This window comes from Alishewanella agri BL06, assembly GCF_000272005.1.
Classification (GTDB): Bacteria; Pseudomonadota; Gammaproteobacteria; order Enterobacterales; family Alteromonadaceae; genus Alishewanella; species Alishewanella agri.
Genome location: NZ_AKKU01000015.1, coordinates 334020 through 359718, shown reverse-complemented (window position 1 = coordinate 359718; position 25699 = coordinate 334020). Strand labels below are relative to the sequence as shown.

The window sequence follows — 25699 nt, the reverse complement described above, 5'->3', positions numbered from 1 at the left end:
GCCAGTCTTAGTACTGGCCTTTTTTTTGTAGCGCAGCGGCAGTTTCTGCCGCTTTCGGCAATACAAGGCCCTGAATTTTCAGTAAACTAAACTCAGACTTTTCTGAGGGTGGAGCCTATGCGCTTTTCCGTGCAAACCGCATCATTACGGCAACTGGTATTGCTAAGCTTTTTTTTGGCGTTGATTCCGGTAGGCGTCTTGTTATGGCAAAGTAATAAGTCATTAAGTGGCGTCAGTAACTATGCTATCGCATCGGCTGAGCAGGCGGTGTCCAGCGTACGCCAGGCCGAAAGTATGCAAAGCCTGGTGGTAGACATTGAACGTGCCGTGCGCCAGTTTGCGGTGGTCCGTACCGACGCCTTACAGCGGCTAGCCTTAAATCATATCGACAATCAACTGCAATTACTGGAGCAACTCTGCCGTGATCTTCCGGATCTGGCATTGTGTGGCGCGCAGCGCAGCGCGTTACAGGGGCTGCGGGCGCGCTTTAACGAACCACTAACCGAAGTCCCGGAAGCATTACTACAACAGGTTCGTACCCAGCAACAACAAATTACCAAAGAAATCTGGGATCTGCTGGAGCAACAACTGGATCGACAACAACAGCAGGTTACCTCCACCCAGCAACAGCTGGCCTGGGAAACCTTCGCGCTGGTGATGCTCACTTTACTGTTGGTACTTTGGGCGTCCGGCCGGATTGCCGCGCCGGTACAAAAGCTGGACCGGATGATTCGGGCCATTGCTCAACCCAAGCATCAGTTTCCGGACGAAAAGCTGCGTGGCCCGCGCGAGCTGACCGAATTAGGTGAGCAATTACGCTGGTTAAGTTCCCGCTTGCAGCAACTGGAGGCATTGCGTTTAATTTTACTGCGTCACGCCTCACACGAATTAAAAACCCCGCTTTCCAGTATCCGTGAAGGCTGTGCGCTGCTCAGTGAGCAGCTGGTTGGGCCTTTAACACCGCAGCAACAGGAAGTAGTAACCTTACTCAATGCCAGCGCCGACCGCCTGAGCGTACTGACCGAGCAATTACTGGACTATAACCGTTTACTGCAGCAAGCACAGCCGAACTGGAGTCAGGTGGTGCCGCAGCAGCTGATGCAGGAGTGTTTTAATGACCACGCCTTGTCACTGCAGCAGCGCCAGCAGCAGGTAAAGCTGGATTGCCAGCTTAGTTCGCTCTGTACCGACGAAATGTTATTCCGGCGTATTTTGGATAATCTGATTAATAACGCTCAGGCCTATGGCGCTGAGGGCAGCCCAGTTTGGGTTAAACTTTACCGGCAGGATGAAAGCATAGTGCTGGAAGTTGCCAACAACGGATCACCGATCCCGGTGGCATTACGGGAAAAATTATTTGAACCTTTTCAGCGTGGTACTACCCCACGTTTTGATGCAGTACAAGGCTCAGGGTTAGGTTTGTCGATTGTGGCTGACTGCGCCCGTTTACTTGGCGGTCACGCAGACATCGTCGACGTCGTCTATGCCGATGTCTGTATCCGTGTGCGCTTGCCGCTATCAGGAGAAAAACCGGTATGAAGCAATCTTTAGTTCTCGTGTCGCTGGCGCTGTTAACCGCCTGCCAGCTAACCGCGCCCCCGCTGCCGCCACCATCAGAGCCGCCGGTTGAAATTGTGCCGGAGCAACCACCGGCATTAGAGCTGACGGAGCCGGAGCCGGAGGATATTCTGGCATTTAATGACGAGCCGGCAACGCTAAAAGCCTGGCTCGATTATAAGCAGCGTATTTTGCTTGAACCGGAAGCCGAGCGCTTGCGGTTAGCCAGTCTGGAAACACAGGATGAGGTGAGTCAGTTTCAGTTAGCTTTACTGAATTTGCATCCGGATATGCCTTATGTCAGCCGGTTTCGGGTGCAAACCCAGTTAACTGAAGTGCTATTAAGTTTGCCGCCACGGCTGGCCGCTTTGTTTAGCTGGGAGCTGACCTTCAATCAAAAATTGTTAGAGGCAGAGTCCGCAGTAACGGCTGTCACCCGGCTCAATGCCCAGCAACAAGACCAGCTGGAACGGCTACAAAAAACCAACCGTGAACTGCAAAAGAAAATTGATGCCCTGACCCAAATTGAAGCTGAACTCAATCAGCAACCGGTAGAAAACAATAACGGAGGCAATAATGGCCCGGGATAACCCACGTTTATTGTTAGTCGATGATGATCCGAGCTTACTGCGGCTGTTGACGCTGCGGCTGGAAGGAGAAGGTTATCAGGTGATTAATGCCGACAGCGCTGAAACGGCATTAGCCTTGTTGGCGAAACAAAGCGTGGATGTGGTGCTGAGCGACCTGCGGATGCCGGGGTTAGACGGTATGAGTCTGTTTGATGAAATCGCTAAGCGTTATAAAGGCTTACCGGTGATCCTGATGACTGCTCATGGTTCAATCCCGGAAGCTGTGGCGGCGACCCAGCGTGGTGTGTTTGGCTTTTTAACTAAGCCGCTTAACCCGGCTGAATTACGTGAAGTATTACAGCGGGCGCTGAATCAATCTTTACCGGAGCAGGAACAATGGCGCGAGGCCATTATTACCCGTAGCCCGCTGATGCAAAATGTGCTGGAGCAAGCGTACCGGGTAGCGCAGCGCGATGTGAGTGTGCTGATTACCGGTGCCAGTGGTACCGGTAAAGAACTGTTAGCTAAAGCGATTCATAATGCCAGTCCGCGGGCGACCAAGCCCTTTGTGGCGATTAACTGTGGTGCCTTGCCGGAGCATTTGCTGGAATCCGAACTTTTTGGCCATAGTAAAGGCGCCTTTACCGGCGCGGTGACTGAACACGCCGGTTTATTTCGCGAGGCTGACGGTGGCACGCTGTTTTTAGACGAAATTGGCGATATGCCGGTGGCCTTGCAGGTGAAATTATTGCGGGCCTTACAGGAACGGCAGATCCGGCCGGTGGGTAGTGCTAAGACGATGCCGATTAATGTGCGGGTATTGTCTGCCACGCACCGTGATTTGCAGCAGGCGATGGCCGATGGTAGTTTCCGCGAGGATTTATACTATCGCTTAAACGTCGTCAATTTGCAGTTGCCGACGCTGGAACAGCGGGCCGAGGATATTCCGCTGTTAGCCCGTCATGTGCTGCAGCAAAGTGCCGAGCGGCATCACGTTAAGGTAACCCGCTTTTCCGATGACGCGCTACAGCTGTTAGCGACTGCAAAGTGGCCGGGTAATGTGCGGCAGCTGGTCAACGTGGTCGAGCAGTGTGTGGCCTTAACGCAAAGCCCGGTGATTTCGGCGTTATTGGTCGAGCAGGCACTATCGCAAAATAGCAGCTATTGGCCAACGTTAACCGAAGCCCGTGACCAGTTTGAGCGCCAGTATCTGATCCGGGTGTTGCAGATGACGGAAGGCAATGTGACCCGGGCCGCCGAACTGGCTGGTCGCAATCGTACCGACTTTTATAAGTTGCTGAAGAAACATGAACTCAGTGCCCAGCAAGTCGCCGAACAGGGTGATGAACTGGAATAGGACACCGTGCAGGATAAAAAATATGAATAAACCCACCCCGCCAGACGCCTGGCTGGCTGAAGAAGCTGAGAACCCGGAGCTGGTCCGGGCGAAAATTATCAGTGAAACCGCCCGGATTAACTGGCTGGAATTGCAAAAATTTTATGCCGCCGGCAGTGTAATTAGTGTTGCCGCTGAGCTGGATCTGATTAGTGTTGCCTTTGCTTTTAGCCGTGATGATAAACAGCAGGTTGCCCAGTGGCTGCAAAGCGGCCAGGTTGAGCGCACCAGTGAGCAGCAAGCGCAGCAATGGTATCAGCAACAGGCAGAGTTATGGGCGGTAGTGATTTCGCCCTGGGTGTTGGTACAGGATAAGCCGTTACCGCAACAGTTAAACTAAGCGCCCACTGCGCCGGAGCAAGTTATGAGTCTGGATTATAAAACCGTTGCCTGTTCTCACATTACGCTGTCTCAGCTGATGTTGCCATCGCATTCCAACTTTAGCGGCAAAATCCACGGTGGCTATCTGTTATCACTGATGGACCAGATTGCCTTTGCCTGTGGCTCCAAATTTAGTGGTAAGTATTGTGTGACGGCATCGGTAGATCGGGTGGATTTTCTAAGCCCGATTGAAGTTGGCGAATTAGTTACTCTAAATGCATCGGTAAATTTTGTCGGTACCAGTTCGATGGTGGTCGGGATCCGGGTTGAAGCGCAAAATATTCAGACGGGTCAAATCAAGCATTGTAATTCGTCGTACTTTACGATGATTGCCAAAGATGCCGAAACCGGTAAACCCGTAGCCGTACCACGCTTGATTTTGCGCAGCAAAGAAGAAGTAATGCGCTACTTAAAAGCGGCGGAGCGTATAGAGTTGCGCAAGCAAAAACCAGCTTCAGCTGAGCCGTTCGCCGGTTGTCTGGAGCAGGCAGTGTGTGAAATCCGCCAGCATTTTGATGCCAAAGTCGAGCTGGTGATTTAGCGCGCATAAAAAAGGGCGACCCCCTGGTCGCCCTGTGATGATAAGCTTAATAGCCTGCAGCCTGGCCGTCTTTACGCGATTCCGAGGCACCAATCCAAACACCATTAATAGGGTCTTTCATAATCGCCTGATAGCCACCATAACCCCCCAGGCCATAACGTACGTCGTGACCACGTTTTTGCAGTTCGCGCACGGTTTCAAACGGAATACCACGCTCCACTTCAATATAGCCACCGTTTTTCAGATAGGCATCCTGGCCGTCCGTAGGTTCAGTACTGCCAAGATGCTGCCAACGGGCGGCATCACCGGCTTCCTGCAGATTCATGCCAAAGTCGACCATGTTGACCAGAATTTGCACATGACCTTGTGGCTGCATGGCACCGCCCATCACGCCGTAGCTGATCAGCGGTTTGTTGTCTTTGGTAACAAAGGCCGGAATGATAGTATTAAAGGCACGTTTGCCCGGCTCGTAAACGTTGGCATGGTTTTTATCCATTGAAAACAACTGGCCCCGATCCTGGAACACAAAGCCTAAGCCCGGCACTACTACGCCAGAGCCCATACCACGGTAATTACTCTGGATCAGCGATACCATATTGCCGTCTTTATCGGCCGTTGTCATATAGATGGTATCGCCCTCATACAGGTGCGGATTTCCGGCATCAACCCGCTGTGCAGCGCGTTGACCAATCAGTTTGGCGCGTTCGCGGCCGTATTCCTCAGAAATCAGCTTACTGATTGGTGTTTTGTAAAAGTCCATATCGGCATAAAACTTGGCGCGATCTTCAAACGCCAGTTTTTTTGCTTCTACCATCAGATGGATGCTTTCCGGGGTATTGTAGCCCAGCGCGGCTAAATCAAAGTTTTTCAGAATTTGCAGCATTTGCAGTGCGGCAATGCCCTGGCCGTTCGGTGGTAACTCCCACAGCGTATAGCCTTTGTAATCCACACCTACCGGTTCAACCCAGTCTGAGCGATGATTGGCAAAATCTGCAAAGCGCAGATAGCCACCATTTTCCGTCATAAACTTATCAATTTTGCGGGTGATTTCGCCGCGGTAGAAAGCATCGCGCCCCTCTTTCGCTACCGTACGTAGGGTGTAAGCTAAGCCCGGGTTTTTAAAGATCTGACCCTTGGCCGGCGCCTTGCCATTGATGGTAAAGGTGCCTTTAAAATCGCCCGGCTGCGGGCTTAAAATTGGCACACTGCGGTCCCAATAATAGGCAATTAACTCAGTGACCGGGAAGCCTTTTTCAGCATAGTCAATGGTTGGCTGTAACAGCTGCGGCATTGGCAGCTTGCCAAACTTTTTGTGCATTTCAAACCAGCCGTCGATAGTGCCCGGCACACTGATTGGTAGCATGCCGTGTGGTGGTAAATCAGTACGGCCCAGTTTCTCCAGTTCCGCCTTTAAGGTGTCGTAACTTAATCCCAGCGGTGAACGACCTGAGGCATTCAGACCATAGAGCTTGCCGCTTTTGGCATCCCAGATCATGGCATACAGATCACCACCAATGCCGTTACCGGTTGGTTCCATTAAGCCCAGCGCAGCATTGGCGGCGATAGCGGCATCGATGGCGTTGCCGCCTTGTTTCATCACATCCAGCGCAATCTGTGTTGCCAGCGGGTGACTGGTGGCCGCCATGGCTTCACTGGCGATGACCTCGGAACGGCTGGCAAAATCTTTTCCGGTAATTCGGTCGAAAGCCTGCACTAACGGTGACGAGATCACCGTTAGTCCCAGCAGCAGCGTTATCAATTTTTTCTGCATATAAAAGTGTCCCCTGTTATTTTGGCTAAGCTTTTTTGAGTAACTTAAGCAGTTATTAATACGCATGCCAGCCGCTTTCGCTCAGTCGTTAGTTTTCGGCGGTAGGCTGATGTGCGCTAAGTTGCGCCCGTTCCGCTTCTGTTAATAGACTGGCCTGTTGCTGTTGATAATCGAATTTGACCATTGCCGCAGTACCAGACACGGTTTTTTGGCCGTGTTGCCAGGCTTCCTGATAAACCTTAAAGGAGCGGTTACCGATTTCACTGATCCAGGTACGGATTTCGACCGGCTCGCCGTAGTGGGTTTGGGCATGGTAATTCAGTTGAATACCAGCAATAATCAGAGCCCATTTTTTGACATCCAAGTCCGGAGTAAAAATCCGGAACACCGGTTGGCGGGCGCTTTCAAACCAGACCGCAAACACCGTATTGTTAATATGCCCTAAGGCATCAGTATCAGAAAAACGGGGCTGGATAACCTCGGTAAACATCAGTAGGACCCTTACATGACCAATTTTATTGAAGTTTATGATAATGCGTTAAGCCCGGCACTTTGCCAACAGCTGATTAGCGCTTTTGAGCAAAGCCCATACACTCAGGCTGGCCGTACCGGGGCTGGCGTGGATACCAGCAAAAAAATCAGTACCGATCTTTATTTAAACGAACACCCGGAATATGCCACTTTGTTGCAGCAAATTCTTCAGGTGACCACGCACTATGCTCATCAGTATTTTAAGAAGTACCACTTTGCACTGATTGCGCCAGTGGGCATTACCACCCGCGATCCAGTCACTGGTCAACCCTTGCCGGTTACCCATGATAATTTTGGTCAGTTTAGCGAGCAGCAAACTTTTGATTTTATGCGTACTTTATACCGGCTAGGGCCGATTCAGGCACAAAAATATGCCGCCGGTAAGGGTAACTATAACTACTGGCATTGCGAGGTGTATCCGCAATTACCGGACAACGAGCCGCTGCACCGTAGCTTACTGTTTATGTTTTATCTGAATGATGTGACTGAGGGCGGGCAGACCGATTTTTACTATCAGCAGCAGAGCATCCAGCCCAAAGCCGGCCGTATGGTGATAGCCCCGGCGTATTTTACCCATACTCACCGTGGTGCTGTGCCGGTATCCAATGATAAGTACATCTTGACCAGCTGGATTTTACTCCAGCGCGCTGAAACCCTGTATGGCGCACCGGTAAAATAATAGTGACAGTAACACAACCATAAAGCCAAATGATAATTATTGCTGTTTGAGTTTGAAGTTGCTAAGATGCGCGGCAATTTCATACATCATGATTATCCAGGTGAGGTTTTATGTTGTCGACTAAACGTCAGCCCGTGGCATTGGCCGTGGCATTATCCTTAGGAGCGGTCAATCTGGCTGCGGTAGCAGAAGAAGCCGCTACTGAAAGCAGCGCCGGCAAGGTGATGCCATCAATTGAAGTAATCCGGGTCAAGGGCCAGCAGCAGGTACATCGTTTTGAGGAGACTGGCTCAGTGATCCTGATTGACCGCACTCAAATTGAGCAAGTACAGCCGTTATCGACCGAAGATGTGCTGCGCCGCGTACCGGGCATCAATATCAAAGGCGAAGAAGAAACCTCAATCGTCGCTAACTTCGGCATCCGCGGCTTGTCTGCCGGAGAGTCAAAATCGTTATTACTGGAAGATGGCGTGCCGGTTGCGCCGGGCTTATTTATCGGTAACGACCGTTATTTTAATACCCGGATTCAGCGCGTAGAGTCGGTGGAAGTGTTAAAAGGCTCTGCCTCTTTACGCTATGGCCCGTCCACCATCGGTGGTGTAGTGAACTACATTACCAAAACGCCAGATGACGGTGTGCAGCTGTCCGCCCGTGCCGGTTCCTTTAATATGCGTGAGATGACGGTCGAAGCCGGTGCTAAAAATCAGTCAGAAGATGCTTTTGCCGGGGTCGTAGCCACCAAAGCCAGTAGTGATGGCTTTATGGACAAAGGCTACGATATGTCTGATGTGATGGTTAAAGCCGGTTTAGCGATCAGCGACAAGCAGAAAGTCGGGGTGAAATTTTCCTATCATGAAAACGAAGCCAATATCTCTTACCGTGGTTTGTTACTGGCCGATTACCTGAATGGTGAGCGTTATAACCCGGCACCGGATGACTGGTATCTGACCGACCGCACGGCTCTGGATCTGAATCATGAGGTTATCCTGGGGAATAACGCCAAGCTAAATACCTTAGTGTACTGGAGTGAAACTACCCGTGATTACTGGCGGTATGACGTCAATACTGCAGCGTCAAATGCCGCAGGGCGTTGGGTATATACCGACACTTTGACCGGTAATAACCGTGGCTTTGAGCGTCTGGGTATTGAGAGCCGGTTAAGCTTCGATCAGCAGCTATTTGGTTATGCCGCGGCCAGTGAAGTGGGCTTGCGCTTAATGGAAGAAGAATCTAACGATACTCGGATCCGTGCTACCCGTGCCGCTGATCGCTCTGGTAATAATGATCGCCATATTGTTGATTCTGCCACCAGCGTCGCCGGTTATGCCCAAAGCCGGATCCAACTGACCGATGAGTTAGCGGTAACGCCGGGTTTGCGGATTGAATCCTATGAGCAAAAGCGGGTGATCCTGACCGACAATAATAATTCAGCGAAGACGACCAATACCGAGCTATTGCCGGGTGTCGGCCTGACCTATGAGTTAACTGCTCAGGCACAGCTTTATGGTGGCGTATATCGTGCCTTCTCTCCGGCTTCAAATGGCGTGGCGTTAGATGGCTTAACTGATCAGCAGTTGGATGGTGAACGCTCAGTAAACTACGAGTTGGGGTTGCGGGGTACAGCAGGCGCCGCTAACTATGAAGTCTCGGCGTTCTACATGAACTTTGCTAACCAGGTAGTTACCGGTAACAGCGATCCGAATCTGTCGCAATCTAACGCCGGTAAAACCGAACATACCGGTATGGAATTCTTGTTAGGTTATGAGCTGGGTGGCGGTTTCCGGATTGACACTAACGCGACCTGGGTGCCGACCTCGGAGTTTAAGTCTGGTGTGAATGCCGGTAACCGGATTCCGTATGCGCCGAAAATACTGGCGAATCTGGCACTAAGTTACACCGGCGAAGCGCTGAGTGTGGCCCTGACAGCGCATCATCGTGGTGAGCAGTATGCCGACCCGACCAATATTGTTGATATTCCTGCCAATGCCGCCGGCGGTATCTGGGGTGGTTTACTACCAGCCTATACCGTGTACGACTTAATGGCGCAGTACAATGTATTCGAAGGCTTTACGGTGTATGGCTCGGTCAAAAACCTGGCCGATAAGCAATATATCTCTGGCTTACGGCAGGGTATCTATGTCGGTCCTGAACGTTCTTTCGAAGCGGGCTTCCGTTATCGCTTCTGATAACCTCCAGTAGAATAAGAGCCTGTGAACTGTCACAGGCTTTTTTTTCAAGCTCCGGATAGTGAGTCTGGGGCACGTTAATCGGCATTAATAGCGACTTTACCTAGCAACCTCCAAGCTGCTGAGCAGCGATGACAATGCGACTAGGGTCCCGATCTTTCCTTGTTACAGACCAATTTCCCTAAATCAGAAATTTATTTGATAATGATTATCATTTGCTATTGATGGTTTAAATGATAATGGTTATTATTTGCTTCGTGTCTGGCCGGCCACAGAAAAGTTCAATTCAGTATTTGGTTTATTACTGCGCCTTCAGGCTCAAACAAGGAATGCATCATGTTATCTCGTTTCTCCACACTCAGTGCCGCCATTGCTGTGGCCTGCGGATCTTTACCTACGCTGGCTGAAGTCTCTTCTCAAGCGGATTATGACTTAGAGGTTATTGTCGTTACCGCTTCAGGCTATGAGCAAAAGCTGGTCGATGCGCCAGCAAGTATTAGTGTAGTGAGCCGCGAAGATCTGCAAAACCGGCCTTATACCAGTCTGGCGGATGCACTTCGCGATATTGAAGGTATTGACGTCGGCGCCGGTCAGGATAAACACGGCAATATCAGTATTACGATGCGCGGTTTACCGGCGGAATACACGCTAATTCTGATTGATGGCCGCCGCCAGAGCGATATTGGCAATATTGGCCCGAACAATTTCCGCAACAGCCAGTTTATGTATATGCCACCACTGGAAGCAATTGAACGGATTGAGGTGGTACGCGGCCCGATGTCGACCCTCTATGGCGCAGATGCCATCGGTGGGGTAGTAAATATCGTTACCCGTCGTGATTTAGAGCAAACTCATGGCAGTGTCACGCTAAGCAGCAATCTGCAGCAAGACAGCCAGTATGGTAACGATCATAAAGCCGACTTTTACCTGACCGGCCCGACGGGACTGGCAGCACTGACTTATGCCCTGCGCGGCAGTATTTATGATCGCGGCGAAAGTGACCCTACCTACAGTGAGAGCCGGCCTTTGCCGGATGGCAGTAACTGGGTTGATGAAGGCAGTTTTGGTGATAAGAAAATTGTGGCTGCCAAAATCTGGAATCTCGGCACCAGCCTGAACTATGCGCTGACCGAAAAACAGCGCCTGACCTTTGAATATGATGTTGCGAGACAACGTTATGATAATACCGAGGGCCAAACCGGCACCCTGGATAGTGTCGAAAGTTTATGGCGTGCCAGCAATGGCGGCATTGTGCAGCCGCGAGTCGGTTACACCCCTTACCAACGCGTTCAACGGGAACAAGTTGTGCTGGCACATCAGGGCCGCTTCGATGCCGGTACCCTCAGCAGCAGCCTGACCTGGAGCAGCAGTGAAAATTTAGGTCGTTCTTTGCCGTTAACAGTGGACGAGCGGTTGGCGCTGCAACAAATTTGGGATACTGCGCGGCTGGCGCAAAATACTAACCGGCCGCAGTTAACGCCAGCATTACGCGAACAGTTACAGGCCGATTTTTTACCGCGGCCGCTACGCGAACTGGCGATCGAGAATCTGATTGTTGACAGCAAATGGGATTCCTCGATTGGCAATCACTACTATGTTACCGGTTTCCAGTATCTGGACTCGGAGATGGAAGATGGGGTGTTTGGCATGTATGGCGATGGCTTTCGCGATGGCACTACACAGCGGCACCGACAATTGGCGGTATTTGCTGAAGATAGCTGGGAGTTGCACCCGAAGCTGACGCTGACGTTCGGTGGTCGGTACGATGACCATAATATCTTTAATGGTCAGTTTAGCCCGCGGGTATATTTTAATTTCCGGACAGAAAGTGCCTGGACGTTAAAAGGTGGCGTGAGTACCGGTTACAAAACGCCGGAACCAAATCAACTATTTCCTGGCATTACCGGCTTTGGTGGTCAGGGCGTCAGCCCAATGGTAGGAACCCCGGATCTGCAACCAGAGACCAGTGTTAACTATGAGCTGGCCAGCTATTATCAAGGCGAGCAGTTCAGCGGTAATATCACGCTATTCCTGAGTGATTTTAAAGACAAAATTATTACTCAGGATAACCTGCCAAACTGTGAACTGGTGACGTCCGGTATCCCTTGCGTTGATATTGGCCCGGGTTGGGCGGCGCTGGGTTATAACCAATTCTCGCAAGCGGCCAATGTCGATAAATCGGTCACTCGTGGCGTAGAACTGGCCGGTAAATATCAGTTTACCGATAGCCTGAGCCTGAACGCTAATTACACCTACACCGATAGTGAAGTAAAAACTGGCGTCAGTGCCGGTTTACCACTGGTCAATACCCCAAAAAATATGCTGAACGCCACCCTAAACTGGCAATTAGCTGAGCCACTGAGTGTGCAGCTGATTGCTGAGGTGCGCAGCAAGCGTTTTCGCGGTGTAGCAGAAATCAGTGGCCCAAGCGGGCCGGAAACAGTGGAACAGTATTACCAATCCTATGAGCTGTTGCATCTTGGGCTGCGTTACCGCTACTCAGAACAACTTAGTTTAAGCGCGCGCATTAACAATCTGTTAGATGACGACTTATCCAGCCGCAGCTGTGTATTGGCGGTAACGGAAGATACTTATAACTGTACCGCAGACTATAACACCACGCAGCAGGCCCGCAGCCTGTGGTTATCTGCCAGTTACCGTTTCTAGGATGCGGGTATGAAAAAGCGGGCAGCGGCCTTAGGCCGCTTAATGCGGACACTGCACACCTACAGTGCGATGTGGGTATTGTTGTTACTGCTGTTTTTCTCTGTTACCGGCATCACCCTGAATCATCCGGACTGGCAAAGCAAATGGGGAGCGCAACAGCAGTTGCAGCAGTTGCCCCTGCCTGAACCTTTGCAGCACTGGCCGCTGGCCACGCAGCAGCAGGAGTATGCAACAACGCTGGTTGACTGGCTGAAAAGTACTCAAGGCGTGGCTGGCATTAGCTGGCAAGCCCGGTTTGATAGTGATGAACAAACCCTGGAGCTGAGCTTTAAACGACCCGCGGGCTTTGCCGTCGCTCTGGTGGATTTTGCTGCTGCAGAAATCGAGCTGGAGCAACAGTTTAACGGCTATCTGGCGTTGGCAAATGACCTGCACAAAGGCCGGGATAGCGGTGCCCTGTGGCAAGCTCTGATTGATATAACCGCCATTGCCTGCCTGTTGTTTGCGCTGACTGGTTTTTATCTGTTGCTGAAAATGCCATCGAAAAAACAGCTGGGTAACGCTCTGGCTGTGCTTGGCGGCGTGATGGCTGTGTTGGCGTATCTGCTGGCCTTTCACTAACGCCGATCATTAACAAGGAGAACACTGTGAGAAAACCGCTATTTACGCTGGCTCTGCTGCTCGGCCTGGGAAGCCAGTCGCTGTCGGCGGCACAGGCCGACATTGTGCTGACGATCCCTGAGGTTACTTCGGCACAGTACTACCGGCCTTATGTCGCTGTCTGGGTGGAAGACGCGCAGCAGCAACCGGTAAAACTGATTGCCCTGTGGCGCAAGGAGCCTGACTGGCTAAAAGATATCCGCCGCTTCTGGCGCAAAATTGGCCGTAGTGATACCGCTCTGGTTGATGCGATGACCGGTGCCACCCGCACCCCCGGTCAGTACCGTTTAAGCTGGGATGGCACCAATGATCAGGGGCAGGCACTGGCCCCTGGCGCTTATACGCTCTATGTCGAAGCCTCGCGGGAGCAGGGCGGGCGTAGCCTGCAGAAAATTGATTTTCAGTTAAAGGGTCAACCACAACAACACAATGCGGCGGCGGCTGAAGAGCTGGGACCGCTGACGCTGACGCTTAAATAAGTGACTAAACAGAAGAAGGAGATAGCGATGAAGAAATTACTTACTGCTGCCATGTTGGCACTTTTTAGCCAGGCCAGTCTGGCCCATACTCTATGGGTGATGCCCAGTCATTTTGTGTTATCCGGCGAAGATACCTGGATTTCGGTGGATCTGTCTGCCGCCAATATGACTTTTGTCGCCGATAAGGGCGTGTCGCCGGACAATCTGAGCCTGGTGTTTCCTGATGGCAGCCGGCATAAGTTTAGCCAGAGTTACCAGGGCAAACGCAAATCCCAGGCCGATCATCAGCTGGTGCAGGAAGGCACTTACCTGATTGAAAATGGCGGCCCGGTGCGCTACTTCACTATGTTTGAGGTGAACGGCGAGCGTAAACGTATTGTAGCGGATAAGCTGGCGGCAGCTAAAGCGTTACCGGCAGGCGCGTCTAAGGTGGCGACCAGCCGGAGCCAGAGTAAGGCACTGGCGGTGGTGACGGTAAAGGCACCGAACCGCACGGCGCTGGACCCGAAAGGGGATGGCTTTGAGCTGAACTTTATTACCCACCCGGCGGATTATGTGGCAGAGGATAAGATTGAATGGCAACTGCTAATGGACGGCAAACCTGCGGCCGGGGTAAAGGTAGAGCTTTCCCGGCAGGATGAGTTATACCGTAATGCGGCCGGGCGGCAGACGCTGGAAGCCGATGCGGCAGGTAAACTGGCCTTTACCCCGGCGCAGGCTGGTCGTTACCTGATCGAGGCCAGTTATCAGTCAGCAGAAAAAACTGAATTGGCAGATCAGATCCGGGCGACACTGACCCTGACTTTTGAAGTCGGCTTACCTTAACTGGGAGCTTACCTTTACAGGAGACTTATCTTTAAAGGCGATTGAGTAGACGGCTGCCTGAGCAGGCTGCCGTCGTCGCACTTTATGCTGTTGCAGTCTGCTGAAAGTACTTAATCATCTGTAAATGCGGAATATCGTCTTCCAGGTAGGGTTCACTCGCTGCTTTAAAGCCTAATTCTTCGTAAAAACGTTGCAGATAACACTGCGCGGAAATATGAATATCAGTGGCTGGCCATAATTGGCTGGTCTCAGCCAGCGTCCGTTCCACCAGAACCTTACCCAGGCCAAGGCGGCGGGCAGTTTGCGACACACAAACCCGTCCGATCCCCGGAAAACCGGCAAAGCTGACGCCGGGAGCCAGCACCCGTGCATAGGCGATCACTTTATCGCCTTTTTTCAGTAGTACATGGCGGGTTTGCGGATCCAGGTCTTTATCATCCAGCTCCGGATAAGGGCAGTTTTGCTCGACCACAAATACATCGACCCGTAACTGTAATAATGAATACAGGGTATGGGTATCTAATTCAGCAAAAGTCAGCACTTGCCATTGCATAATCTGCTCCGTTGTTTTGACAGCCACTATAGCAGAGGCTGCAGATAGCGGCTAGATTGTTGGTGGTTGTCATATAACTGCCATGCAAAACCGATACTGTCAGGCTATTTAGTTTATGGAGTTATCTGATGTCTGCCCAACAGCCGCGCCAGCCACAAATTGATAATAGCGGTGATGAGCCTGTCGCCAATTTTTCTGCTAATCCGTGTTTTGCCGCAATATTACAGCAACGTCTGCAGCGCCGTACCTTCTTAAAAGGCTCGCTGGCGCTGGCGATTTCCGGGGTATTGGGTAGCCAGCTGTCGGGTTGTCGCTTAACCAGTGATCTGACGCCAGCCGCCGCCGGTGCCATTCGCCCCGGTTTTCTGGCTGTGGCCGGTAACCGGCTGGATCAGGTCACTGTACCTGCGGGCTACCGGGTGCAACCTTTTTTAGCCTGGGGCACACCGATTTGTGGCGACTACCCGGCTTTTAAAGCCGACGCCAGCAATACTGCGGCAGAACAGGCACAGCAGATGGGGATGCACCATGACGGCATGCATTTTTTCCCGATTGACCTGCCGCAGGGTGGCAATAGCTCCAGCGAAGGTTTATTGGTAATGAACCATGAATATGTTGAACCGGACCTGTTGCATCCGGCTGGCCCGGTGTTTCCCAGGACCGCTGAACAGGTGGCCAAAGAGCAGGCCGCACATGGCGTGTCAGTTGTGCATATTATCCGTCAGGCGGATGGGCAATGGATGCAAGTCGCAGGCAGCCGTTATAACCGGCGTATTACAGTACAAACTCCGGCACAACTGGCTGGGCCGGTGCGTGGACATGCGAAAGTTCGCAGTCGTTATAGCCCGGACGGTACCGCCTGTCGCGGTACCCTGAATAACTGCTCGCACGGTGTGACTCCCTGGGGCACTTACCTGACATGTGAAGAAAATTGGGCCGGTTATTTTGTAAATCATGATGCAGAGCTGCCGCGAGAGCAGGCTCGCTATAGTGTGCCGCGTCAACAAAGCGGCTACCATTGGGAAACCGCGCAGCCGGCTTCTGAGCAAAGCTTGCGCTTTAATGCCAGTCAAACCGCTGCTTCCGCCACACAGGATTACCGGCATGAACCGAATACTTTTGGCTGGATTGTCGAAATCGATCCTTTTAATCCGCAGTCAGTACCGGTAAAGCGCACGGCGCTTGGTCGTTTCGCGCACGAAGGGCTAATCTTCGCCAAAGCGGTGCCGGGTCAGCCATTGGTGGCGTATTCCGGTGATGATTCGCGTTTTGAATATATTTATAAATTTGTCTCGGCAGCGCCCTATGATCCGGCAACTGCCAGTGGCGCCTTGCTGGATAACGGCACCCTATACGCGGCCCGTTTTAACGAGGATGGCAGTGGCGAATGGTTAGCACTGGATTTAACGGATCCGGTTTTCCGCGCCAAAGTTGCTGCTGCCGCTGTTCGCTTCGATTCACAGGCCGATGTATTGCTGAATACCCGCTTAGCTGCCGATATTGCCGGGGCCACTAAGATGGACCGTCCGGAGTGGGGCGCCGTGCATCCACAAAGCGGCGAAGTGTATTTTACCCTGACCAACAACAGCCGGCGGCAAGCAGCAGAAACGGATGCCGCCAATCCGCGGCCGGAAAACGTGTTTGGACATATTATCCGCTGGCGTGAACAGCCACAGGCACAAAAATTTGAGTGGGATATTTTTTTACTCGCCGGTCCAACCGGAACCGCGACACCCGGCACGGCGTTACAGCTGACGGCAGATAATGCTCTGGCGTGCCCGGACGGGCTCTGGTTTGACCCTCAGGGTTTACTCTGGATCCAAACTGATATGAGTGGCAGTCTGCAAAGTGAGGGGCCTTTTGGTAACAACCAGATGCTGGCTGCCGATACAGCAGGACGGGAACTTAAGCGCTTTTTGGTGGGACCGGTTGAGTGTGAGGTTACCGGCGTTGTCACTACACCAGATGGTAAAACCATGTTTGTGAATATTCAGCACCCTGGTGATCGTTCGACACCAACCGCCTTTACCAGTCACTGGCCCGATGGTGGCAATAGCCGGCCGCGTTCGGCGACCGTGGTCATTACCAAAGAAGATGGTGGTGTGATCGGCAGTTAGAGCAGTAAAGCGGTGCCGGCTACGGTAAGGAGTGCGCCTAACCAGGCGCCCCAGGCGGGCCGGCGCCGGTATACCAGCCAGAGCATCGGTAAAATTAATACCGGACTGACCGATGAAAACAGCGCCACCAGGCCGGCATCGCCAGTTTTCAACGCCTGCAAAATCAGCGTCATACCCAGTACCATCGACAAGCTGGCATTAACGGCCACCAGCCAGAATACGCGCCAGGTCAGCGGTAAATAACTGCGTGCCACTTTCAGGCCCAGTAACAGTACCAGTAAGTGCAATACAAAACCGGTGCTCATCCTGACTGCTGAACCGGCAATGGCATCCAAACCCTCGCTCATCAGTGGTTTTAGCATCAGGGTAGACACGGCCTGACAGAGTGCCGACAACAGCGCCAGTGCCACCCCGCTTTTCATTGCCGCGGGTGACGCCTCCCACTGATGTTGCTCTTCGCGTCTTTTACCAAAGGCAATAGCGATCATCACGCCGCCAACTAACAGCCCACTGCCAACCAGCGTCATACCCCACAGCGTTTCACCGAGAAACAGATAAGCCAATAGCACCGAAAACAAGGCATGGGTAGCGAACAGCACACCAGCGCGGCGTGGCCCTAAGCGGTTCATCGCGGCAAAGAGCGCAGTATCACCGATAAAGATGCCAATTGCACCTGACAGGATGAGTAACAATACCTGGGGCAGTTGCAGACTTTGCCAACTGCCGGTGGCGAAGCTCAGCAGCCACAGCAGCGACATGGCAATCAGCATTCGGTAGCGGGTAAAGGCAAAGGCACCCAGATGCGTTGCCGCCTGCGCCGACAATAAACTGCCAAAGGCCCAGCAGGCAGCTGCCAATAGCGCCATATATTCGTATGACAAAGGGGCCACTCACTTAGCCGAAGAGGCCCTTATTATACCGCCAGCCGGAAGTTTAGCGTGCGGGCTTTAAGAACATTTTATGCTAATAAATACCGGATGATAAGTAACGGTCACCGCGATCACAGATAATCGCTACAATCACCGCATTATCCAGCTGCTCTGCCAATTTGATCGCCGCATAAACAGCGCCACCGGAACTGACACCGGCACAGATGCCTTCTTCCCGGGCCAGCCGGCGCATCATCTCTTCGGCATCTTTCTGGTAGATATCGATCACCTGATCGACGCGTTCGGGTTCAAAAAAGCCCGGCAGATATTCTTTGGGCCAGCGACGGATGCCGGGAATACTGGCGCCATCAGCCGGTTGCAAGCCAATAATCTGAATCGCCGGATTTTGCTGCTTTAAATAGCGGGAGGTGCCCATAATGGTACCGGTGGTGCCCATGCTGGAAACAAAATGCGTAATGCTGCCATTCGTTTGTTGCCATAACTCCGGGCCGGTACTGACATAATGTGCCGCCGGATTATCGGTATTATTAAACTGGTCCAGTACGATGCCCTTGCCCTCGGCCTGCATTTTTAACGCCAGATCACGCGCGCCTTCCATGCCCTGCTCTTTAGTCACCAGAATCAGTTCGGCACCATAAGCACGCATCGAGGCTTTGCGCTCTTCGGTGGCATTCGCCGGCATAATCAGCGTCATCGGGTAACCTTTAATGGCGGCTGCCATCGCCAGCGCAATACCGGTATTGCCGCTGGTGGCTTCAATAATCCGATCACCGGGTTTGATAGTGCCACGCAGTTCGGCCTGCACAATCATATTCAACGCTGGCCGATCTTTGACGGAACCGGCCGGATTATTGCCTTCCAGCTTGCATAGTACCGTGCTGTTGGTATGGTTCGCCAGGCGTTGTAAACGCACCAGCGGCGTATTGCCCACATAGGCTTCAATAGTCGGGAAATTCATACGCAGTTCCTGTTTCAGGCGCCGCCGAGGCGACGCAAATTATCGCAAATAATAGCGCAGGCAATACCAACATTCAGTGATTCAGCCTGGCCAAAGGCCGGAATGGTGATCTTCCGGCTGACATGTCGGCCTACTGCATCGCTGATACCATTTGCCTCATTACCCAGTACGATATAGCCACCACTTTGCGGCAACCCGAGCTGATGCACCGATTCACCGCCAAGATAAGCACCATAAACCGGCCGATTGGCAGCTTGTAACAAGGGTAACAGCGGCTGATAATGCAACTGTACCCGTAAAAATGAGCCTTTGGCCGCGGCAATCACTTTCGGATTAAAGGCATCAGCTGTGTCCTCAGAGCAGAGGATGTGCCGGATACCGTACCAGTCCGCAATCCGGATAATGGTACCCAGGTTACCCGGATCGTTAATACTATCCAGTACCAGTACCCAGTCGGTTGGCGCCGGTGGGGTAAAGTGCCACTGCGGAATCTTGACTACCGCCAGTGCCGCATCGTTGCTGCTAAAGCTGCCAACCTTTTCCAATTCAGCGGCACTGCAGTTTTGCAGCAAGGCGGCACGCTGACACAGCGCGGTATGCTGGTTCAAAAAGCTGTCGGTGGCAAATAAAGCGACCACCGGCCAGTCGGATTGCAGCAGTTCCAGCACTGCTTTTTCGCCTTCAACAAAGAATAACTGTTCGGCTTTGCGATGCTTCTTCAGATGCAGCGACTTAATTAGCTTGGCCCATTTATTACTGATCATCTCTACTCATCAGGTGTTGCGGCTAAGGTATAGCGGTATTTTAACCAGACTTTGCCGTGCTGTCTGACTTTATCGGCTTATTTCCGCGTTTTGCCCTTGAACTTAGCGCGCATTGATACCAGTTAATCATTAAGACGTCGAAACCTATAGCCAAAATTGGCGTCTTAATCTGCAGTCCTTATTGCAACAGGAGTAACCTATGCAAGTACAAATCAACAGTGACCGCAATATCCAGGCTGACGAGCGCCTGGCTGAGTTCGTCCGCGATACCCTTAATCATAAGCTACAGCGTTTTGCCGATCATCTGACCCGTATTGAAGTGCATTTAAGTGACGAAAACGGCAAAACCAAGCAGGACGGCCATGATAAACGCTGCTTACTGGAAGCCCGGCCACAAGGGTTGGAGCCAGTGGCCGTGACAGAGCTGGCGCCAACTGTAGGGCAGGCAATCAGCGGTGCGGCTGACAAGTTACAGCGTAAGCTCGGCACGGTGATAGGTAAATTACGCGATAAGCAAAGTCACGGCCAACGACCAGATTTTGTAACAGAAGAAGATGAAGTAAATTAATCGTAGTTCAGGCCCGCCGACTGGTGGGCCTTTAGTTTTACGCTTGCTAACGGCTAAAGCGCAGTTTGCCGTGGATCCAGGTTTGTTCGGTAGTGGTTTGCCACAGCTGCTCCGGTGGAATAGCGAAGATATCGCGGTCAACCAGAATAAAGTCGGCCCAGCTACCGGGCGCCAATGTACCCATGCTTTGCTCCTGGAAAGCGCCATAAGCGGCATCGATAGTAAAGGAACGCAGCGCTTCAATCAGTGTCAGACGTTGTTCTGGCAACCAGCCACCAACCGGCTGATTTTGCTGATCTTGCCGGGTGACTGAGGCGTGTAAACCATGAAACGGATTTGCCAGCTCTACCGGAAAATCTGACCCCCCGACAATAATACTGCCCTGATCAACAAAGGTGCGCCAGGCATAGGCACCACGTAAGCGGGATACGCCAAGCCGGTCGCCGGCCATATTCATATCTGACGTAGCGTGTACCGCCTGCATGGCCGGTAACACCTGCAGGGTTTTAAAGCGTGGAATATCTTGCGGTGAGACAATTTGTGCATGCTCGATCCGGTGCCGGCCGGCGGCGCGCTGCTCTGGCGTTGCCAGCAGTTCAAAACGATCAAGCACCAGCCGGTTGGCACGGTCGCCAATGGCATGCACATTGGCCTGATAGCCGGCATTAATAGTCAGGCGCATAATTTCTGTCAGGGCATCGGGCTGGGTAACCAGCAAGCCACGTTGCCCTGCCTGATCGCTGTAATCCGCTAACAACGCCGCACCACGACTGCCCAAAGCGCCATCGCCATAGATTTTGACCGAACGGATATCCAGCCAGTCGCTCGGATCATCGACGATACCTTTACTGAACCACTGTTCCAGCGCCGGATCTTTAGCTGACAGCATCGGATAAACGCGCACGCCAAGCGCTTGTTCTTGCTGTAACTGCTGATACAGGCTGACTAACTCGGTGCTAACGCCAGCATCATGCACGGCGGTAATACCCAGTGCCTGTAGATGGCTAAACGCCGATTGTAGCGCCGCTCGTTTGTCGGCTGTACTGGGCGCCGGGATTTTTTGCTGCACCAGATACATCGCATTATCAATTAACACCCCGGTTGGTTCGCCGCGTTCATCGCGAATAATTTCACCACCAGGTGGATCGATGGTGTCTTTAGTAATGCCTGCCAATGCCAGGGCTTTACTATTGACCCAGGCCGCGTGCGCGTCAATTCGTACCAGATACACAGGCTTATCTGGCAGCACTTCATCTAAGGTTTTCTTCGCCGGGAAAGCTTTGCTATCCCATAATACCTGGTTCCAACCCCGGCCAATGACCCATTGTTGCTCCGGGTTAGCGCGGGCAAAGGCGGCGACCTGTGCCGCTGAGGTCGCTTCGCTGGTAAGCCCGCGCAGATCCGCTTGTTTCAGATATTCACCCAAACCCAGTAAATGACCATGGCCGTCAATTAAGCCAGGTAACAGGGTTTGACCTTTACCATCCAAAACTTTTGCCTGTGGATAAGTCGCAGCAACACTGCTGTCACCACGGGCCAGTACCTGACCGGTTTCATCATCAAACACCAGGGTTTGGAAATTTACCAGCTGCCGCTGCTGATCAAAGCCATAACCCTGAACATTTTTCAGTACCACCGGCGCCGCGCCGGCGGCAAAACTGGTTAAACTGGCAAGCAATAACAAAGGTTTAAGTTGCATACGGGATCCTGTTGTTGATTTTTTTCTGACTATAGCAACAAAGGCCGATCGATACACTTTAGATGCGACAAAAGATGCGATGAAAAAAGCCCGGTTCATTCCGGGCTTCGGCATACATAGCAGAGCTTAGTTGTCGTAGCCGCTAATATCACCAATACCATTTGGCAGCAGACCTTTTAACATTGCCGGTGTGTAGGCGCCGGCATCGGTCCACAGCACCCAGTCGATATCACCTTTATAGCTGCTATTGCCTGCATCACCTAGTTGCAGGTAGTTGTCACTGGCATTGCTGGCCGGACGCATGGTTACACCTTCCAACACACCCAGCGGCGTGTTATTGCCTTCAATATAAACTGCAATATTACCGGTAGTGGGGGAGCTCAGGGCGATGGTAAAGTGATATACCCGATACTGTGTCATATCGATAGCGTCTGGCTCGTTGCCCTTGCCAAAAGTGATGGATGAACCATTGTTGGCATTTTCCAGTTGGATACCGGCATTACTGCCATCACCGCGGAATACCACTTTCAGACGGCTGCCGGCACTACCTTCAGTATCGCCAAAGGCAATTTCGGTCTCAATAATTCGCTGATTGTCAGTATTACCTTGTAAGCCCATTAATAAAGTGAAGTACTTAGGATAAACGCCATCGGCGGCAATAACGCTGTCCAACTTGGCCCGGCTACGATCTGAGCCACTGGCCGTGCTGTCGAAGGTTACCGTACCATCGCCGTTGGCGCTAAACAGATTAGGTTCAGCAGCGCCGCCGCTTTGTTGTGGTGCGAACTGACCTAAGCTGCCATCTGCCAAGGTTACGGCGTTGCTGGCAAAGGGCTCCAGATCAGCGGCATAGATGTTCCAGTCGACATTGGCCGGCGGCTCCACCGGATCAATCGGTACTGGTGGTGGTGTTGGATCTTCTGGTACTGCTACTTCAGGTTCCGGAGCGGGACAGAGGCCAGGGCTGGGTGGCGTTTCGATTTTTCCTACCCCGGCATAACGCAGCACAGTTTCTTTGACTTGCTGCACTGGGATCAGACTCTGCTGGTAGTCATACGGCACCAACAACTCGCCGGTAGATTGATTATCGTTGGCTATCACTGATCCGGCTGCTCCCGGTTCCCAGGTAATATTTTCAAAGATATTATCGATCAGCTGCCAATAGCCAATTTGCTGGCTAAACATCGACATCACCGGATTTTTCATATTGGCGAAATGGTTTTGTTCAATGCGGATCACCGCGCCCATCCGCGAGTTGATGCCACTTTCCAGGGCTCCATCATAAAAGTTATTGTAGATATGGCCTTTGCCAAAACGAAACAGTGGCAAGCGTGAATTAACGTTATACCAGTGGTTATGGTGATAAGTGAGAGTGCGTTCATAGTTATCACTATCGGAGGAGCCGACCAGCGAGGTCTTCCAGCTATTATGAAATTTATTAAAGGAAATAGTGATATAGCGGGCATCGCCTTTGGCATCGACCAGTCCATCATAGTAGTCCTTAACCTGATCCAGTGTCAGGCTGGCGTCATCAACGGTCAGGCTGTTGTAGATTTCGTTATGGTCGATCCAGATATTGCTGGCAGGTCCTTCGATACTGATGCCATCACCGGGAGCACCTAAGTTGGCACGAACGTGGTGAATGCGCAGGTTGCGAATGATAATGTTCTGCGCCCGCACGATATTAAAGCCAATACCGGCCATTTCGCCCTGACTTCCCAAACCGATAATTGAGACATCACGGATATCTTTAATATCAATCCGGCTATCTTTCGCATTTTGTAAGGTGATGGTGCCGTTTACCCAAATGGTAAGAGGGCGCTGCGGATCTTTGTTTTTTAATGCCGCAATCATTTGCTCACCGGTACACACCACGACTTCGACCCGATTTTCGCCGCTGCCGCCGGTTGTGCCGCCGTTTTCTGAGGCATAACCATAGACGGTATCCAAATCGGTGAGCACTACCGCGCTGGTATCGACTGTTGGTGGCGGCGTCACTATGACTTCCCGCTCCACTTCAACCACGACGGTTTCGCTGTCACAACCCAGAAGCAGGCTGCTACTAATTAAGACTGCCAGGAGGCTTTTTCTATACATTTTTCTACCCTGTTGATTTTAATTATGTTGTGCTTTAAATGGCGCTCAGATGTGCACCTGATCTTGCGTTGTCTACCGGTGGCAAAGATTGGCTAAAAAAATTTCAGCGTTGGGCTGGTACCGGTAGTACTGGTTGCTTTATGGGCAAAAGCAGAAAAAAACACAAATTTTTTGTGTAAATTTTCACCGCTTTCTGGTAAAAGTTTCGCATCTGGCACAAAGTGCCTTGTTAAGCCAGCCGCAGAATATCAAGCTGGTGGATGCAAAGCGTTATTGCATCGCATAGAATGAACTTATTAATGTTAAGGGTATCTTATTGCAGCCAAGGCCGGCCAAGCGGTGCTGTTGCCCTTATCAACTTATAACACTATAAATAACCAAGATTTAATTAATGCCAATTCGCCATATCCGACAATTACGGGACCGCGTGCCCACCATGCATCAGCGGCTGATGTTGCTGTGTTTACTCAGCATCAGCGTGTTGATGGTCTGGCCACAGCAAAAACAACAGCAAAATCTGGGCGTAGTACCACTGGTGCTTGGCTTGGGGTTGCAGCATGGCCCGGCGCAATTACAGCAATTCCCGGTAACTGAAATAACCGAATGGTTGTACAGCAAAACCCAAACCACCCCACCTGAAGATCCTTATGTAAAAGTGTATAACATCGAATCGGGCGATAGTCTGAGCCGGATTTTTGCGCGCTATGGTTTAAATTATCAAACCGTACAACAGGTGATGGCGGCCGATGAGTCCTTGCTGGCATTGGACGTACTGCGTCCGGGTAATCGCCTGACATTACAACTGGATGACGATGGGCAGTTACAGAGCATGGAACTCTATGTCCATGCGGGTAAGAAGGTATTGTATAAGCGCGAAGCGCCAGATGAATTTAGTTATCAGGAACTACTGGACGAAGGTATCTGGCAGAATACCATTCTGGTGGGTGAGGTTTTCGGCAGTTTCTATGCTTCAGCACAGCGAGCCGGGCTGAATGATGCTGATATTTACAATATTAATCAGCTATTTAAAGATCGGATTAATTTCGCCCGCGATATTCAGGCTGGTGCACAATTTCAGGTGCTGCGCAGCGAAAACTATGTGGGAGAAGAAAGTACCGGCCAAAGCCGCATCGAGGGGATCCGGATATTAAACCGGCGGCAGACGCTCAGTGCTTTTATGCATGATGACGGCCAGTATTATGATGCTAACGGCGATAGCCTGGAACGCGCGTTTTCCCGTTATCCATTGAATAATCAGGTACGGGTTAGTTCGCACTTCAATCCGCGGCGCCTGCACCCAATTACCAAGCGGGTATCACCGCATAACGGCACTGACTTCCCATTGCCGGTTGGCACCCCGGTTATTGCACCGGCTGACGGGGTGGTAACGCGGATTGAAAACCACCCCTTTGCTGGTAAGTATATTGAAATCCAACACTTTGGTAATTACAAAACCCGTTACCTGCATTTAAGCCGCTTTATGGTGCAGCGCGGTCAGCGTGTAACCCGTGGTCAGCGTATTGCCTTATCCGGTAATACCGGGCGCTCTACCGGTCCGCACCTGCATTACGAACTGCACGTGAACAACCGCCCGGTAAACCCGATGTCAGCGCATATTCCATTGGCGCGGCCGGTACCGGCAGAGTCCAAGGCAGCGTTCGCGGCACGGGTTAAGCAACTCACGGCACAGATGGAACAGCAAACCCTGCTAGCTAAACAGCAAAGCGGCGAACAGGAAGTGGCAGATTAGGCCTGCAATCTGTAGCCGGCTGTAAAATATGAGGCCAGCCTTTGCTCTCACAAGCAGGATA

At 51.8% G+C, this 25699-nt stretch carries 22 protein-coding genes; 14 read left to right on the top strand and 8 right to left on the bottom strand.

Translation table 11 applies throughout. The features are described from left to right. Window positions 1-117: 117 nt before the first annotated feature. From AGRI_RS09730 to AGRI_RS09710, 5 genes are read left to right on the top strand one after another with little or no spacing between them, the layout of a single operon-like run. Window positions 118-1539, top strand: a complete 1422-nt coding sequence (locus tag AGRI_RS09730) for a sensor histidine kinase (protein ID WP_008984775.1) — start codon at window positions 118-120, stop codon at window positions 1537-1539. Beyond that, window positions 1536-2147: a hypothetical protein gene (locus tag AGRI_RS09725; RefSeq protein WP_008984774.1), complete on the top strand. Its 612-nt coding sequence runs from the start codon at window positions 1536-1538 to the stop codon at window positions 2145-2147. Before AGRI_RS09730 ends, AGRI_RS09725 begins: the two co-directional genes overlap by 4 nt. Continuing rightward, window positions 2134-3483, top strand: coding sequence for a sigma 54-interacting transcriptional regulator (locus tag AGRI_RS09720; protein ID WP_008984773.1), 1350 nt, complete (start codon window positions 2134-2136; stop codon window positions 3481-3483). The genes AGRI_RS09725 and AGRI_RS09720 overlap by 14 nt, the downstream gene beginning before the upstream one ends. Before the next feature lie 22 nt (window positions 3484-3505). After that, window positions 3506-3862 (top strand): DUF2288 domain-containing protein, encoded by a 357-nt coding sequence (locus tag AGRI_RS09715; protein ID WP_008984772.1) that lies wholly within the window; start codon window positions 3506-3508, stop codon window positions 3860-3862. A 24-nt stretch (window positions 3863-3886) separates the two neighbouring features. Continuing rightward, entirely contained in the window at window positions 3887-4444 is a 558-nt protein-coding gene (locus tag AGRI_RS09710) for an acyl-CoA thioesterase (RefSeq protein WP_008984771.1), read from the top strand. A 46-nt stretch (window positions 4445-4490) separates the two neighbouring features. Here AGRI_RS09710 and ggt read toward each other — a convergent pair whose 3' ends face one another. After that, window positions 4491-6215, bottom strand: a complete 1725-nt coding sequence (gene ggt / locus AGRI_RS09705; protein ID WP_008984770.1) for a gamma-glutamyltransferase — start codon at window positions 6213-6215, stop codon at window positions 4491-4493. An 88-nt stretch (window positions 6216-6303) separates the two neighbouring features. Beyond that, complete coding sequence (locus AGRI_RS09700; protein ID WP_008984769.1) at window positions 6304-6705, bottom strand: acyl-CoA thioesterase; 402 nt, start codon at window positions 6703-6705, stop codon at window positions 6304-6306. Between the two features lie 15 nt (window positions 6706-6720). On the opposite strand from AGRI_RS09700, the gene AGRI_RS09695 reads away from it, so the two are divergent. From AGRI_RS09695 to AGRI_RS09670, 6 genes are all read left to right on the top strand, one after another. Continuing rightward, the gene (locus AGRI_RS09695) at window positions 6721-7425 is read left to right on the top strand and encodes a 2OG-Fe(II) oxygenase (protein ID WP_008984768.1); all 705 of its coding nucleotides are present in this window, start codon (window positions 6721-6723) and stop codon (window positions 7423-7425) included. A 110-nt stretch (window positions 7426-7535) separates the two neighbouring features. Next, entirely contained in the window at window positions 7536-9611 is a 2076-nt protein-coding gene (locus AGRI_RS09690) for a TonB-dependent receptor family protein (RefSeq protein WP_008984767.1), read from the top strand. Between the two features lie 336 nt (window positions 9612-9947). After that, entirely contained in the window at window positions 9948-12278 is a 2331-nt protein-coding gene (locus tag AGRI_RS09685) for a TonB-dependent receptor domain-containing protein (protein WP_008984766.1), read from the top strand. Window positions 12279-12287: 9 nt separating this feature from the next. Then, a complete protein-coding gene (locus AGRI_RS09680) occupies window positions 12288-12899 on the top strand; it encodes a PepSY-associated TM helix domain-containing protein (protein WP_008984765.1) in 612 nt (203 codons plus the stop codon). A 26-nt stretch (window positions 12900-12925) separates the two neighbouring features. Beyond that, window positions 12926-13417 carry a DUF2271 domain-containing protein gene (locus tag AGRI_RS09675; RefSeq protein WP_008984764.1) on the top strand — a complete coding sequence of 164 codons (492 nt, stop codon included), beginning with the start codon at window positions 12926-12928 and terminating at the stop codon, window positions 13415-13417. A gap of 27 nt (window positions 13418-13444) precedes the next feature. Beyond that, the gene (locus tag AGRI_RS09670) at window positions 13445-14242 is read left to right on the top strand and encodes a DUF4198 domain-containing protein (protein WP_008984763.1); all 798 of its coding nucleotides are present in this window, start codon (window positions 13445-13447) and stop codon (window positions 14240-14242) included. Between the two features lie 82 nt (window positions 14243-14324). Here the strand turns inward: AGRI_RS09670 and AGRI_RS09665 are convergent, their stop codons facing one another. Next, complete coding sequence (locus tag AGRI_RS09665; RefSeq protein WP_008984762.1) at window positions 14325-14795, bottom strand: GNAT family N-acetyltransferase; 471 nt, start codon at window positions 14793-14795, stop codon at window positions 14325-14327. A gap of 128 nt (window positions 14796-14923) precedes the next feature. Here AGRI_RS09665 and AGRI_RS09660 point away from each other — a divergent pair, with 128 nt between their 5' ends. Beyond that, window positions 14924-16912 (top strand): PhoX family protein, encoded by a 1989-nt coding sequence (locus AGRI_RS09660; RefSeq protein WP_008984761.1) that lies wholly within the window; start codon window positions 14924-14926, stop codon window positions 16910-16912. Here AGRI_RS09660 and AGRI_RS09655 read toward each other — a convergent pair. The 3 genes from AGRI_RS09655 to AGRI_RS09645 form a co-directional block, all read right to left on the bottom strand. Beyond that, window positions 16909-17793 carry a DMT family transporter gene (locus tag AGRI_RS09655; RefSeq protein WP_083847140.1) on the bottom strand — a complete coding sequence of 295 codons (885 nt, stop codon included), beginning with the start codon at window positions 17791-17793 and terminating at the stop codon, window positions 16909-16911. The two genes, AGRI_RS09660 and AGRI_RS09655, sit on opposite strands and share 4 nt — an antisense overlap. A gap of 82 nt (window positions 17794-17875) precedes the next feature. Further along, on the bottom strand, window positions 17876-18760 hold the full coding sequence (cysM, locus tag AGRI_RS09650) for a cysteine synthase CysM (RefSeq protein ID WP_008984759.1): 885 nt from the start codon (window positions 18758-18760) through the stop codon (window positions 17876-17878). A 14-nt stretch (window positions 18761-18774) separates the two neighbouring features. Further along, window positions 18775-19524, bottom strand: a complete 750-nt coding sequence (locus AGRI_RS09645; RefSeq protein ID WP_008984758.1) for a TrmH family RNA methyltransferase — start codon at window positions 19522-19524, stop codon at window positions 18775-18777. Between the two features lie 199 nt (window positions 19525-19723). On the opposite strand from AGRI_RS09645, the gene AGRI_RS09640 reads away from it, so the two are divergent. After that, window positions 19724-20092, top strand: coding sequence for an HPF/RaiA family ribosome-associated protein (locus AGRI_RS09640; protein WP_008984757.1), 369 nt, complete (start codon window positions 19724-19726; stop codon window positions 20090-20092). Window positions 20093-20138: 46 nt separating this feature from the next. On the opposite strand, the gene AGRI_RS09635 is transcribed toward AGRI_RS09640, so the two are convergent. Together AGRI_RS09635 and AGRI_RS09630 are read right to left on the bottom strand one after the other, a co-directional pair. After that, window positions 20139-21791, bottom strand: coding sequence for an amidohydrolase (locus tag AGRI_RS09635; protein ID WP_008984756.1), 1653 nt, complete (start codon window positions 21789-21791; stop codon window positions 20139-20141). Between the two features lie 126 nt (window positions 21792-21917). Then, window positions 21918-23888, bottom strand: coding sequence for a pectate lyase family protein (locus AGRI_RS09630; protein WP_008984755.1), 1971 nt, complete (start codon window positions 23886-23888; stop codon window positions 21918-21920). Window positions 23889-24279: 391 nt separating this feature from the next. Between AGRI_RS09630 and AGRI_RS09625 the strand changes: the two genes are divergently transcribed. After that, entirely contained in the window at window positions 24280-25638 is a 1359-nt protein-coding gene (locus tag AGRI_RS09625; protein ID WP_008984754.1) for a peptidoglycan DD-metalloendopeptidase family protein, read from the top strand. Window positions 25639-25699 lie beyond the last annotated feature (61 nt).